Raw genomic sequence first — 14,997 nt, 5'->3', positions numbered from 1 at the left:
ATTTATTCAATATTTTTTACTAAATTTGAGAGAGCGCGTTTATTTATTGTGCTTTACTACATATTGTTTAAATAAATACTTTTTCAAACATGTTAGAACAAAAGAATGATAACCTGCATGAGCTAGCAGATGGACAAAAACCGGAATCAAATTCAAATGCGGTTGTCCCAACTGATAAAGAAAAAGCTCTTGATTCTATTACAGCTTCAAATGCTGAGGAAGGTGAAGATTTAGCTTCTTATGAAGAAAGCAATATCCCTACTGTTAACTATGAAAAACTAGACTTAGAGAAGCTAACTAAGGAACTTCATAAGCTAATCAAGAATTACAAGGTAACAGCCATTAAAGATCATGTAGAAGACATCAAAAAAGAATTCTATAGTAAGTACAATGATCTTGTAGATGAAAAAAAAGAAGCTTTCTTTGACGAGAACCCTGATGCGAATGAATCAGATTTTCAGTACATCCTTCCTATTAAAACTGATTTTGACAAATACTATGATGAGTATAGAGTAGCTAAAAATGCATACTTTAAACAACTTCAGAATAATCTTAATGTAAATCTAGAAAAACGTTTATCTATTATAGAGAAATTGAAACAATTAATAGAAAACGAGCATAATGGTGATGCATTAAAACAATTAGGAGAACTTAGAGAAGAATGGAAGACTGCGGGGCCTATCCCAAAGGACAAATACAATCACGTATGGAATAACTACCACTTCCATGTAGAGAGATTCTATGATCAGTTACACCTAGATAGAGAATCAAGAGATCTTGACTTTAAATATAACTTAGAACAGAAACAAAAGCTGATCGCAAGAGCAGAAGAGCTATTAGAGAATGACGACATTATTAAGTCATTTAGGGAGCTACAGACGCTACACAGAATCTGGAAAGAAGAGATCGGCCCTGTAGATCGAGAGATAAGAGAACAAATCTGGGATCAGTTCAGCGAAATCACAAAACAACTGCACGATAAGCGAGAAATATTATTCGAACAACTAAGAAGTGTCGAAAGAGAAAATCTTGCCTTAAAAGTGGCTATAATAAGCGAAATAGACATTCTTTCTAAGCAAAAGATAACCAACCATAACCAATGGCAGAAAGAAATAGCTAAAGTAGAAGAGCTAAGACAGCGTTTCTTCTCTATAGGTAAAGTGCCTTTAGATAATAATGAACAAGTTTGGGATTTATTTAAACTAGCTACAAGAAACTTTAATAGTAATAAAAATGCTTATTACAAAGAGCTTAAAAAAGAGCAACAAGACAACTATGCTAAAAAACTAGCATTGATAAAGAGAGCTCAAGAACTAAAAGACAGTGAAGATTTTGCAAAGGTTACCCCTATAATGAAAAAGATACAGGATGACTGGAAACTAATAGGCCATGTACCTCGCAAATACTCTGATCAACTATGGGCTGACTTTAAAGAAGCTTGTAACTCTTACTTTGATAGATACCATGCTATTAAAAATAAAGAATCAGCTGTAGAATTAGATGCTTATAATAGAAAGAAAGAATACTTAGATCTATTAAAAGGATTCCAATTATCTGGTGATCACAAAACAGATCTAGGAGAGATTAAGAATCATATTAACAACTGGAAATCTATCGGTGCTGTACCTGCTAATAAACGTTTTATAGAAGGTAAGTTCAACAAGATTCTAGATGTACTATTTGACAAACTAAGTTTAAGTAAAAGAGAAACTGAAGCGGTTAAGTTTAATAATAGATTAGAATCTATACTAGAGACAAATGATAAGCGAAAGCTACAGAATGAAGCTGTATTTATTCAAAGAAAAATAGAAGAAATAAACTCTTCTATCATTCAATTAGAAAACAATCTAGCCTATATTCACAATGCTACTGATGATAATCCTTTTGTAAAAGAAGTTAAAAAGAGCATCGAAAAGCAAAGAGATGATTTAAAAATCTGGGAAGATAAATTAACCCAAATTAGAAATATATAAGTACAAAAAAAGAGAAACATTAGTTTCTCTTTTTTTGTTTAATAGTAAACAGAAATGCTCTTAAAAAACAAAAGGTGGATTTAATAAATCCACCTTTTTATATTATAATAGAATCCTATTATTATTTGTTTGTTTTAGCTTCTAATGCTTTTAATTTATCTGTCATTTCTAATGCACGATAAATATTTTTTAAAGTACTAATAGCTGCTTCATTACCAGGATTGATAGAAATAACTTTCTCTAAGTCATTCATCGCATCTTTATAAATAGCATGTTTTTCTTTTTGGTACTGCTCATATTTCTTATTATCAGCAGCAGACATACCTAAGCTATTCATTTTATTAGTCAACTCTTGGTCTGGTTGTAACTTAAGGAAAGCCATATTTAAATAAGCATTCTCTGACTTAGGGTTAATACGGATAGCTTGTTCATAATATTTACGAGCATCTTCAAAACGTCCAGCATCAAAACTAGTAACACCTAAGTTGTATAATAATACATCATCATTAGGGTTTTTAGCTAAAGCTTGTTTTGCTAACTCCTCATATTTACCCATATTATTAGACTTTAAATAAAGATCCATATGAGTTAATAATAAGTTGATATCATCTGGGTTAGCTTCTCTAGCTGCAACGATAGCTTTCTCAGCCTCTTCTGTTTTACCTTCTTGGCTATAGATTAACACTAAGTTTTTAAGAATCTCTGGTCTTTTAGAATCCTCTTTCACAAACTTAGGGTCAGTATGAGTACCTTGTTTTACCATCAAGTCACGCATTTTAGAGTCTTTTCCAAAACTTTGTACTTGACCAGAAGCTTTCTCTATAGCTGTATAGTAAGACTCACTTCCATTATATCCTAAATCAACTAATTGCTTATAATTCTCTACAGCAGTAGCATAATCTTTAGAGTTAATAGCAGTAGAAGCCGCATAGTATAAATACACAGTATCTTTAGGGCTTAGTTGATAAGCTTGAGTAAAACGTCTAGTAGCTCCCTTATAATTAGCAGAACCATTATCTTCGATAGCTTGTCCTACAACTTTAGTTGCAACACTTGATATCTCTTCGTCAGCTTGTTTAACGATTTTACTTCCTTTATTTGTTTCAAACTCATTCAATTTTTTGTAAGAAGCAATAATAGCATCAACGTTATTATCTACATCTACATCTTTTTGAATCTGAGAATACGCTAATGTCCCTTGTAGAGCATAATATTGTGCTTTCTCAGCGTTAGAAGCATTTCCTAATACTGCCTCAACCGCTTTTAACGCAGCAGTTGCTTCAGTTACATTTCCTTTTTTTACAGCTTTCTCAGCGTCTTTAAGCTCTTTCTTCTGAGCCATCGTCAACCCTGATAACATTAAAGCTGACAATAAATAAACATATCTTTTATTCATAATATATTGGTATGTGTTTTATTCTAAATTATCACTCCCTTGATCATCAATATCAATGATTGTATCAACATCTCCTTCTAAGATATCTTCATCATCCTCTGCCATAACTTTACATACAGCTGCGATAGAGTCATTTCCTTTAATGTTAATTAAACGAACTCCTTGAGTTGCACGTCCCATTACGCGAAGATCAGAAACCTTCATACGAATAGTTAAACCTGATTTGTTAATAATCATTAAGTCATCTGCATCAGTAACAGAATTAATAGACACTAACAATCCTGTCTTATCAGTAATGTTCATTGTCTTAACTCCCTTACCTCCACGGTTAGTCTCACGGTATTCATCTAAAGAAGAACGCTTACCATAACCATTCTCTGATACTACAAGAATCTCACTATTTAAATCACTTACAGACACCATACCGATTACTTCATCTTTGTCATCTGCTAATGTAATACCTCTAACTCCTGAAGCTGTTCTACCCATAGGACGAGTTTTCTCTTCATCAAAACGAACTAACTTACCAGAACGAAGTGCTAATAACACCTTACTCTTACCATCAGTTAATTTTGCTTCTAGTAATTCGTCATCCTCTTTAATCGTAATTGCATTAATACCATTTTGACGAGGTCTAGAATATTGCTCTAATGGAGTTTTCTTCACCTGACCTTGTTTTGTAGCCATGATAACGAAGTGCTCATTGATGTACTCTTCATCTTTAAGATCTTGAGTACAGATAAACGCTTTCACTTTATCATCATTCTCAATATTGATTAAGTTCTGAATAGCACGTCCTTTACTTGTCTTAGTACCTTCTGGAATTTCATAAACTCTCATCCAGAAACACTTACCTTTTTGAGTAAAGAATAACATGTACTGGTGATTAGTAGCCACATACATATGCTCTAAGAAATCTTGATCTCTTGTACCAGCAGACTTCTGTCCTACTCCTCCTCTATTCTGAGTTTTGTATTCAGTCAGTGGAGTACGTTTAATATATCCTGCATGAGAAATAGTAATCACCACTTGCTCATCAGCAATTAAATCAGTGATACTAACATCTCCTCCTGCATATTCTATAACAGAACGACGCTCATCACCATATTTCTCTTTTATCTCAGTTAGCTCCTCTTTAATCAAGTTCATTCTTAGCTCTACGCTAGCTAATAACTCTCTTAAATGATTAATTAACTTCATGATTTCTTCATACTCAGCACGTAGTTTATCTTGCTCTAGTCCTGTTAACTGACGTAAGCGCATTTCTACAATTGCACGAGCTTGAATCTCTGATAAGTTAAAGCGCTCTATTAACTTAGCTCTAGCCTCATCAGCATTATTAGACGAACGAATAAGAGCAATTACTTCATCGATATTATCAGATGCAATAATTAATCCTTCTAAAATATGCGCTCTTTCTTCTGCTTTTCTTAACTCAAACTGAGTTCTACGAGTCACTACATCTAAACGGTGATCAACGAAATGAGAGATTAACTCTTTTAAATCTAATAATTGTGGTCTTCCATTTACTAATGCGATATTATTCACACTAAAAGAAGACTGCAATTGAGTATATTTATAAAGTGTATTTAAAACAATATTTGGAACTGCGTCACGCTTTAATACGTATACAATACGCATTCCTTTTCTATCAGATTCATCACGAATAGTAGCAATACCTTCGATCTTTTTCTCGTTAATAGCTTCAGCAGTTTTCTTAATCATTTCTGCTTTATTAACTTGGAAAGGAATCTCAGTCACTATGATAGACTCTCTACCATCTACTTCTTCAAAACTAGCTTTAGCACGCATTACTACACGTCCACGACCAGTTTTAAAAGCTTCGCGAACTCCTTCATATCCATAGATAATACCACCAGTAGGGAAGTCAGGAGCTTTAATATAATTGATTAATTCATCGATTTCAATATCGTTATTATCGATATAAGCTAATGTACCATCTATAACTTCTGATAAGTTATGAGGTGCCATATTCGTTGCCATACCTACCGCGATACCCGATGCCCCATTCACTAATAAAGTAGGGATTCTAGTCGGCATTACTTTAGGTTCTTCTAAAGTATCATCGAAGTTTAATTGAAAATCTACAGTCTCTTTGTCAATATCAGCAAGAATCTCTTCAGATATCTTTTTCATTCTTGCCTCTGTGTAACGCATCGCTGCAGGACTATCTCCATCTACAGATCCAAAGTTACCTTGTCCGTCCACTAGTAGATAACGCATACTCCAATCCTGTGCCATACGTACCATAGCGTCGTACACTGAACTATCTCCATGTGGGTGATATTTACCTAAAACCTCTCCTACAATTCTCGCAGACTTTTTATGTGCTCTATTAGACATGATGCCTAATTCATACATTCCAAATAATACTCTTCGATGAACAGGTTTTAAGCCATCTCTAACATCAGGAAGCGCTCTAGAAACAATAACTGACATCGAGTAGTCGATATAAGCAGATTTCATTTGCTCTTCTATGTTAATAGGAATTAACTTTTCTCCTTCAGACATAAGTATATAAAATTAAAAATTGTCAAATTATTAAACGCGCTAATATACAGTTTTTATAGGTTTTCTCCACGTTTTTATACAAGTATTTCATTTGATTATCTAACAAATTGATTTTTTCTAAAAAAAACACATTCTTCCTTTTTTATTAAAGTTTTTTTTTGTCAATTAGCTAATGTCAGCTTTATACTATAGGTACACTTTTTGTATCTTTAAAGATTAAAATGAATATTCACCTAATTTGAATTGAAAAATGGATGATAATTTCTCACAAGAAGTAAAAGATGTGATTTCATACAGCAAAGACGAAGCTATTAGGCTTAGTCATGACTCTATCGGTACTGAGCATCTATTACTAGGACTATTAAAAGTGGAACAAGGTGAAGCGTCTAATATTTTAAATAACCTGGACATAGATGTTGATTTTCTACGTCATAAAATAGAAACATTAAACCCTGCTTCTCATAATAAAGAACTGCTGAGTAATAAACTACAATTGCACCTCACAAAACAAGCTGAGCGTGCATTAAGACTTACATACTTAGAAGTAAAACTATTCAAAAGTACAGAGATAAACACTGTTCACTTGCTGCTTTGTATTCTAAAAAACAGCGATGATCCTACTACACAAATCTTAAATAAGATGAAGGTGGATTATGAAGCTGTGAAACAAGCGTATTTAAATACTAGCGAGGCTCAAAAAGACTCTTCTGATGATTTATTCGAAAGTCCAAAAGCACAAACTTTTGATGATGCAAGTCAAGATGACAGTAAAAGTACTGACAGCAATGACAATGTTACAGCTAAAACATCTAAGAGAAGTAAAACTCCAGTATTAGATAATTTTGGTAGAGATTTAACCGAAATGGCTGAGAACGGAAAGCTAGATCCTGTAGTTGGGCGTGAAAAAGAAATAGAGCGTGTATCTCAAATTCTAAGTAGACGTAAGAAGAACAACCCTCTACTAATCGGTGAACCTGGTGTAGGTAAATCTGCTATAGCGGAAGGGCTAGCTCTGCGTATTATTCAGAAGAAAGTATCTCGTATCTTATATAACAAAAGAGTCGTAACTCTTGACTTAGCTAGTCTTGTAGCAGGTACTAAATACAGAGGACAGTTTGAAGAGCGTATGAAGGCTGTGATGAATGAACTAGAGAAGAATGATGATATTATCTTATTTATTGATGAGATACATACTATCGTAGGAGCTGGTGGAGCTACGGGTTCACTAGACGCATCTAATATGTTCAAACCTGCATTAGCTCGAGGCGAAATCCAATGTATCGGTGCTACAACATTAGATGAGTTTAGACAGCATATCGAGAAAGATGGGGCTTTAGAACGTCGTTTCCAAAAAGTAATCGTAGAACCTACTACTGTAGACGAAACAATTACGATCTTAAACAATATTAAAGACAAGTACGAAAGCCACCATAATGTAACTTATACTGATGAAGCTATCGAAGCGTGTGTTAAGCTAACGAACAGATATATGAGTGATCGTTTCTTACCAGACAAGGCTATCGATGCTATGGACGAAGTAGGTTCTCGTGTTCATATAACTAATATCAATGTACCAGATAATATTCTTGATCTAGAACAAAAACTAGAATACACAAAAGAGCAAAAGAATGAAATGGTACAAAAACAGAAGTATGAAGAGGCTGCTCGCTTAAGAGATGATGAAAAACAACTAGAAAAAGACTTAGCTGTAGCTCAAGAAAACTGGGAACAAGAAGTAAAAGAAAACAGAATAGTGGTTACTGAAGAGAATGTTGCTGACGTTGTGTCAATGATGACTGGCATTCCTGTAAATAGAATTGCAGAAAAAGAAATCACGAAGCTTGCTAATCTTCCTCAGTTAATCAAAGGTAAGGTTATTGGTCAAGACGAAGCTGTTAGTAAAATAGCGAAAGCAATCCAAAGAAATAGAGCTGGATTAAAAGATCCTAATAGACCTATTGGTTCCTTTATTTTCTTAGGACAGACAGGAGTTGGTAAGACCCAACTAGCTAAAGTAATCGCTAAAGAAATGTTTGACTCTGAAGATGCTCTTATCCGTATCGACATGAGTGAATACATGGAGAAGTTCGCTATCTCTAGATTAGTAGGAGCGCCTCCGGGATATGTTGGTTATGAAGAAGGTGGTCAGTTAACAGAGAAAATCAGAAGAAAGCCTTATAGCGTGATTCTTTTTGATGAAATTGAAAAAGCACATCCAGATGTATTTAATATGCTTCTACAAGTACTTGACGATGGACATCTAACAGATAGCTTAGGACGAAAAGTTGATTTTAGAAACACCATTATCATCATGACTTCTAATATCGGAGCACGTCAATTAAAAGATTTCGGACAAGGAGTTGGTTTTGGTACAACTGCTAGACAGGAACAGACGGATCAACATTCTAAATCTGTGATAGAAAATGCACTGAAAAAAGCCTTTGCACCAGAGTTTTTAAATAGAATAGATGATATCATTGTATTTAACGCTTTAGAAAGAAGTGATATAGACTTAATCATAGACATAGAGCTTCAGAAATTATTTAGAAGAATTACTGACCTTGGTTATGAATTAACATTGAGTCCAGACGCAAAAGACTTTATTGCCGAAAAAGGTTTTGATAAACAATATGGAGCAAGACCTCTTAAAAGAGCGATTCAAAAGTATATCGAAGATCCTCTAGCAGAAGAAATTGTAAATTCTAAAATAACGTTAGGTGACAGTATCGAAATGAAGCTTAACGAAGCTAAAGATGCATTAGAAATAGCAACTATAGCAAAACAATAAATATTCTTCTCAAGAGAATAAATCAATAAAAAGAGGATGTCCTTAAGGGATATCCTCTTTTTTTATCCCCTTACTTCTCCTATCCTCCTTCCCTTCTATCCCCTACTTTTCTTTATTTTGTTCTAAGTTGCTTTAGGGTTTCTAGGAGTATTCTAGGACATTCCTTCGACAAAACCGGCTTTTTGCCTAGTAAACTCCAAGGATACCCCTAGCAAACCTCAAGAAAGTGCAAGCTAAGCCCCAATATTTTATCTCCTTAAATCCAAGCTATTACACTACAACATACCTACTCTTTTACCTTTTGATTAGATTATTTTTTTCCACTCTTAGCACCCTACTGTTCTACCTACGATCTATATTTTATTATAAAACATAAACAATCAAACACTTAACAAGCTTTTTTGTCACATATTCTCTCTAAACCAGCGGCAATATGTTGTAAAATCATTAAATTTCACTTTTTTTTCTATCTCGTGTAAAAGCATTATCTTTAATACACTACATTCGCATTAGATTATTATTAATATATGTTAGACAAAGTTATTGTTGGTAGTGAAGAATGGTGTTCTTTTTCTACTTTAAATATCCCTGCTATTAAAGCGCGTGTTGATTCGGGTGCTAAGACATCTGCGTTACATGCTATAAACATTGTTCCTTTTGAAAAAGAGGGAGAAAAGTGGGTCAAATTTGATGTCAATCCTCTGCAAAACAATGGAAAAACTGTTATCCACTGTGAATCTAAGGTAATAGATAAAAGAATCGTGAAGAGCTCTAGTGGCTCTAGAGAATCTAGATACGTAATCCAAACAGAAATATCCATTGCGGATACAAACTGGGTAATAGAACTGACTTTGACTAATAGAGATTCTATGGGATATAGAATGCTACTAGGAAGAGAAGCTATGGGAGGACGTGTGCTAGTAGATCCTGAAAAACACTTCTTACTAGGTCAACCAACAACAGAAAAACTAGAAGAATACTATACTAAACCAAAAACAGAGAAGAAAGGTCTGCGTATAGGATTATTAGCTAGTAACCCAGAACTATACAGCAATAAAAGAATTATAGAAGCAGGAGAATTAAGAGGTCACGAAATGCACTTCTTAAATCTGAAGTACTGTTATATGAAACTAGATGCTAACCAACCTGAGATACACTATCGAGGTGGAAGAGTTCTTAATGATTTTGACGCAGTAATACCTCGTATACGACCAAGTATGACCTATTATGGATGTGCCTTAACTAGACATTTCGAATCTCTTAAAGTATATAGCTTAAATAGTGCTGCAGCGATAGCTCAGTCAAGAGATAAACTGTTTTCTCTTCAGTTATTATTAAATAACGGTGTAGACATACCTACTACAGGTTTTGCTAACTCACCTTTAGACACTAATGATTTAATAAAGATGGTGGGAGGAAGTCCTCTTATTGTAAAATTATTAGAAGGGACACAAGGTAAAGGTGTAGTACTAGCAGAAACTAAAAAAGCAGCAGAAAGTGTGATCAATGCATTCAAAAGTCTTAATGCAAACATCTTAGTACAAGAGTTCATTAAAGAGGCGAATGGTAAGGATATACGTTGCTTCGTGGTAGACGGAAAAGTTGTAGCTGCTATACAACGTGAAGCCCTACCTGGTGAGTTTAGAGCTAATATTCACTTGGGAGGAACAGCATCTGTAATTAAAGTAACACCAGAAGAGAAAAAGATAGCTATCAAAGCTGCTAAAGCTATGAACCTAAAAGTAGCTGGAGTAGATATTATTCGCTCTGCTAAAGGCCCTCTTCTACTAGAAGTAAACTCTTCTCCTGGATTAGAAGGAATAGAAGGTGCTACAAATAAAGATATTGCTTCAGAGATGATTAAAGCGATAGAAAAACAAGTAAAATGGTAATATTATAAAAAAGTGGTGATCTATCAATCACCACTTTTATTCTTTTTAAATCAATACAAGCTATGAACCCATCTACTAACGGCTGGATCAAAAAATACTTTACAGAACACCTAGACTATCAGATCTTCTCTACTCAGAATTGTCATGAGATTTCAACACAGATTAGAAGAATAGGATTCAGTTATGGAATAATTGATATTGATGAATTACCAAGTATTTATAAAAATTTTAAATACACACAAGAAGAACTGTCTAAGATCTGCTACTTACAGCTTTTAGAAAAGATCTATTATATATATAACAATGGGGATAATCAACAGAATTTCATCGATAAGCTCATAGAGTTTTACGAAGTATTCATTCCTCATAAGAGTAATATATTCTCTTCATTCTTTGAAGAAAAGAACCCTTATAACAAACTAGAAAACATCTTTTCTATCAGATGTAAAGAACACTTCTTTTCTCAGTCAAAAAACAATGACTTTGTACTAAATATGATTCTATTATTCATTGATATACTAGCATTCGAGGCTTATATCAATGAAAAAACAGATCCTACGATCTTTATACAACACACAGTAGAACAATTAAAAGAAATAACATTATCTGTTAAAAGAAATAAAGAGGAATTAAGTAAAAAAGACCTACAACTAATAGACTTTTTAGACAAAAACAATAATAGCGCATCTGTTGATTCAATAAAACCGAATACTCCTATCAGTAGTTTTGAGGCAAACTTTATGATAGACTACATCGTATGTAACTCTTGGAAAAATGATATACAAGAAATTATACTACCTAACTTCGAGGAAGAGCCATTCTTGTCTATTCCTTATTCACAAACGATGATAGAAGAGAGTATTTTTTACTTTTCGATAGTACTAGTCAAGAATAAATATGATTACCATTATTACAAATCAAGCAACTTATTTGATAATGTTATCAAGAACTCTACAAGCTATATAGAGCTATTGCTAACGCGAAACAAAACTAGGCTAGTAAATGAATTACAAAAGAACACCCAACTAATGAAGTTATTAGTGGATTCTACGCATAGAGATTTAAATAAAGAAGAAAAAAAGATGGTCAAAAAACAAACTATAGAAGTTATTAAAACCATCCCTTCTCTTGCTATCTTTATTTTACCTGGAGGAGGTATATTATTACCTATTTTATTAAAGTTTATCCCTTCATTACTACCCTCTTCATTTAATGAAAATACAGAGCAGTAACGAACATAAACTATATCTTTCTAAATCGAAGTTGGTATACTTCGTCTAGATCTTGATTACTCATCAAGTTTACATTCATATCGGTAACATAACCAGAGTTTAATCCATATACCCAACCGTGTATACTTAACTCCTGGTTGCGTGCCCAAGCTTCTTGAACAATAGATGTTTTAGCTAAATCATACACTTGCTCGTGCACATTTAGTTCTACAAAACGATTAAAACGCTCTACTTCATCCTCTATCTGATCTAGTTCATGGTTGTGTAATCTATACACTGTTTTGATATGTCTAATCCAGTTATCGATAATACCATAAGAGTGATTTTTCATAGCAGCTAATACTCCACCACATCCGTAATGTCCACAAACAATAATATCCTTTACTTTTAAGATATTTACAGCATAGTCTAGTACACTGAGCATATTCATATCAGAGTGAATCACCATATTAGCAATATTACGATGTACAAATACGTCTCCAGGACCTGCTCCGATAATCTCATTAGCTGGTACCCTACTGTCAGAACAACCTATCCATAATACAGGAGGTTTTTGTTCTTGTGATAAATGCTTAAAATAATTAGGGTTGTCAGCTAATTTCTCCTCTACCCACTGTTTATTATTATCTAATAGCTTCTTATAAAATTCACTATATGCCATAGTACTATTTTTTATCGATGAACATCTCTTTAACGATATTCACCTCTCCTGTTTCTACTTTATAAAAAGCTCCTACTATACCTATTTCACCAGCTTCATACATCTCACTAAGTACAGTACTTGTATTTAGGATATGATCGATAGTATACTCTACGTTGTGATATGCTACTAAATCAACAGCTTCTTTAGAATGGATGTCTAATTCACTATTATTAGCCTTTACATAATCAATCGATGGCTCTACCTTAGCTAATAGATTAGTTAAATGCCCTAATTTAGCACCTTTACAAGCTCCAGTAATAGCTCCACAATGTGAATGTCCTAAAACCATGATAAGCTTACTACCCGCTAATTTACATGCAAATTCCATAGATCCAATAATATCTTCATTCAAGACATTACCAGCAATACGTGCACTAAAGATATCTCCTAACCCTTGGTCAAAGATTAGCTCTGCAGATGTACGGCTGTCGATACAACTCAAGATAATAGCGAATGGAAACTGCCCTTCTTTAGTAGAGTTTACTTGCTCTAACAGATTACTATGTGCTTTTAAGTTTTCTACAAAACGCTTATTTCCTTCCACTAAGAAATCTAAAGCTAATTTTGGTGTAACTAATTTTTGGTCTTCTATGTTGTGTAGTCTCATTCGATTGTTGTTTATTTAAGTTGTAAACTGATAGCAAAAATACAAAACAATCAATAAAATATAACGTATTATTATTTTTTGAAGCAATTTTTATTAATACTGTAATTCATAAACAATAATTAACAATTAATATCTCAACCTTTATCTTACTCTTCTACGTAAAAGAACTAAAAAGTGATGAACCATACAGAGATATAAAATTAGCTATGTATTCTAATCATTTGTTAGCTCTAAACATATATTCCCCAATCAATTATAATTGCAATCAATCGTTAACATTAATATAAATTGCAAAAATATTTGTTTGATTACCAAAATAGTTAATACATTTGCATCATAAATAACAGGAGGAAAAATTTGTACTGATTGCAACCTCGGTAAAAAATGCTAAAGCAGAAATTGATACTTCCCCTTTAGCCATTTCCTCTATTTTTAAAATCTTAAAAAATAATTATTATGGCTTATTACTTTACATCTGAATCAGTTAGTGAAGGACATCCAGATAAAATTGCTGATCAAATCTCTGATGCTTTAATCGATAACTTTTTAGCATTCGATCAAGATTCTAAAGTAGCTTGTGAAACTTTAGTAACAACAGGACAAGTAGTTTTAGCTGGTGAAGTTAAATCTAAAACATACCTAGACGTACAACAAATCGCTAGAGAGGTAATCAAACGTATTGGTTACACTAAGAGTGAATATATGTTTGACGCTAACTCATGTGGTATCTTGTCTGCTATCCATGAACAATCTGCAGATATCAACCAAGGAGTAGACAGAAAGAGTCCAGAAGAACAAGGAGCTGGTGACCAAGGGATGATGTTTGGTTATGCAACTAAAGAAACTGAAGACTATATGCCTCTAGCATTAGACCTTTCTCATAAATTGTTACAAGAATTAGCAGCTATCCGTAGAGAAAACACGGAAGTTACTTATTTAAGACCAGATGCGAAAAGTCAGGTTACATTAGAATATGATGATAACAATACTCCTATCAGAATCGTTACTATCGTACTTTCTACTCAACATGATGATTTCGTTCAACCAACGGATAACTCTGCTCAAGCTAAAGAAGTTGCTGAGAAAGCAATGCAAGCAAGAATAGAGAAAGACATCAAAGAGATCTTAATTACTCGTCTTTTAAATAAATATCCTCAATACAAATATTTATTTGAGAATAATGAAGAAATAGAGTACTTAATCAATCCAACAGGTGTATTCGTTATTGGAGGTCCTCATGGAGATACAGGATTGACTGGTCGTAAGATTATCGTAGATACTTATGGTGGTAAAGGTGCTCACGGTGGAGGTGCTTTCTCTGGTAAAGACCCTAGTAAAGTAGACCGTAGTGCAGCTTACGCAACTAGACATATCGCTAAGAACCTAGTGGCAGCAGGTGTTGCTGATGAAGTATTAGTTCAAGTTTCTTATGCTATTGGAGTTGCTAAACCTACAGGTTTATACATCAATACTTACGGTACAAGCAATGTTAATCTAACTGATGGTGAAATCGCTAAAAAAGTTAGTGAGTTATTTGACTTAAGACCATACTTCATTGAAACTAGTCTTAAATTAAGAAACCCTATCTATAGTGAGACAGCTGCTTATGGACATATGGGACGTAAACCTCAAGTAGTGAAAAAAGTATTCACTAGACCTGGTGGAGAAACTAAAGAAGTAGAAGTAGAATTATTCACTTGGGAAAAATTAGACAGAGTAGAAGATATCAAAGCTAAATTTAGCTTATAATATTCTTATTCAATTCATATAAAGAGACTGCTATTAGTAGTCTCTTTTTTTATACTTACATATAAGAAAAATCCTCTCTTATACACATTTCTAAAATTGGTTTATATTTACTTAACTAAACCAAA

9 protein-coding genes are annotated in these 14,997 nt (G+C 33.5%); 5 read left to right on the top strand and 4 right to left on the bottom strand.

Going from position 1 to position 14,997, the window contains the following annotated elements:
- Positions 1–89 precede the first annotated feature (89 nt).
- Entirely contained in the window at positions 90–1,973 is a 1,884-nt protein-coding gene (locus MPR_RS05555; protein WP_041890057.1) for a DUF349 domain-containing protein, read from the top strand.
- Between the two features lie 121 nt (positions 1,974–2,094).
- Here MPR_RS05555 and MPR_RS05550 read toward each other — a convergent pair whose 3' ends face one another.
- Together MPR_RS05550 and gyrA are read right to left on the bottom strand one after the other, a co-directional pair.
- Entirely contained in the window at positions 2,095–3,369 is a 1,275-nt protein-coding gene (locus tag MPR_RS05550) for a tetratricopeptide repeat protein (RefSeq protein WP_041890054.1), read from the bottom strand.
- An 18-nt stretch (positions 3,370–3,387) separates the two neighbouring features.
- Positions 3,388–5,901 carry a DNA gyrase subunit A gene (gene gyrA, locus MPR_RS05545; RefSeq protein ID WP_041890051.1) on the bottom strand — a complete coding sequence of 838 codons (2,514 nt, stop codon included), beginning with the start codon at positions 5,899–5,901 and terminating at the stop codon, positions 3,388–3,390.
- A 250-nt stretch (positions 5,902–6,151) separates the two neighbouring features.
- Between gyrA and MPR_RS05540 the strand changes: the two genes are divergently transcribed.
- From MPR_RS05540 to MPR_RS05530, 3 genes are all read left to right on the top strand, one after another.
- A complete protein-coding gene (locus tag MPR_RS05540; RefSeq protein WP_041890049.1) occupies positions 6,152–8,689 on the top strand; it encodes an ATP-dependent Clp protease ATP-binding subunit in 2,538 nt (845 codons plus the stop codon).
- A gap of 527 nt (positions 8,690–9,216) precedes the next feature.
- Complete coding sequence (gene rimK, locus MPR_RS05535; RefSeq protein WP_006259451.1) at positions 9,217–10,581, top strand: 30S ribosomal protein S6--L-glutamate ligase; 1,365 nt, start codon at positions 9,217–9,219, stop codon at positions 10,579–10,581.
- A gap of 62 nt (positions 10,582–10,643) precedes the next feature.
- Positions 10,644–11,813 (top strand): LETM1-related biofilm-associated protein, encoded by a 1,170-nt coding sequence (locus MPR_RS05530; protein ID WP_041890047.1) that lies wholly within the window; start codon positions 10,644–10,646, stop codon positions 11,811–11,813.
- Between the two features lie 10 nt (positions 11,814–11,823).
- On the opposite strand, the gene MPR_RS05525 is transcribed toward MPR_RS05530, so the two are convergent.
- Positions 11,824–12,474: a carbonic anhydrase gene (locus MPR_RS05525; RefSeq protein WP_041890044.1), complete on the bottom strand. Its 651-nt coding sequence runs from the start codon at positions 12,472–12,474 to the stop codon at positions 11,824–11,826.
- 4 nt (positions 12,475–12,478) lie between these two features.
- Positions 12,479–13,123, bottom strand: coding sequence for a carbonic anhydrase family protein (locus tag MPR_RS05520; protein WP_041890042.1), 645 nt, complete (start codon positions 13,121–13,123; stop codon positions 12,479–12,481).
- A 456-nt stretch (positions 13,124–13,579) separates the two neighbouring features.
- Here MPR_RS05520 and metK point away from each other — a divergent pair, with 456 nt between their 5' ends.
- Complete coding sequence (gene metK / locus MPR_RS05515; RefSeq protein ID WP_006259455.1) at positions 13,580–14,872, top strand: methionine adenosyltransferase; 1,293 nt, start codon at positions 13,580–13,582, stop codon at positions 14,870–14,872.
- Positions 14,873–14,997: the final 125 nt, after the last annotated feature.

This window comes from Myroides profundi, assembly GCF_000833025.1.
Classification (GTDB): Bacteria; Bacteroidota; Bacteroidia; order Flavobacteriales; family Flavobacteriaceae; genus Flavobacterium; species Flavobacterium profundi_A.
The sequence above is the reverse complement of the archived record's forward strand: the minus strand, read 5'-3'. Positions and strand labels throughout refer to the sequence as shown.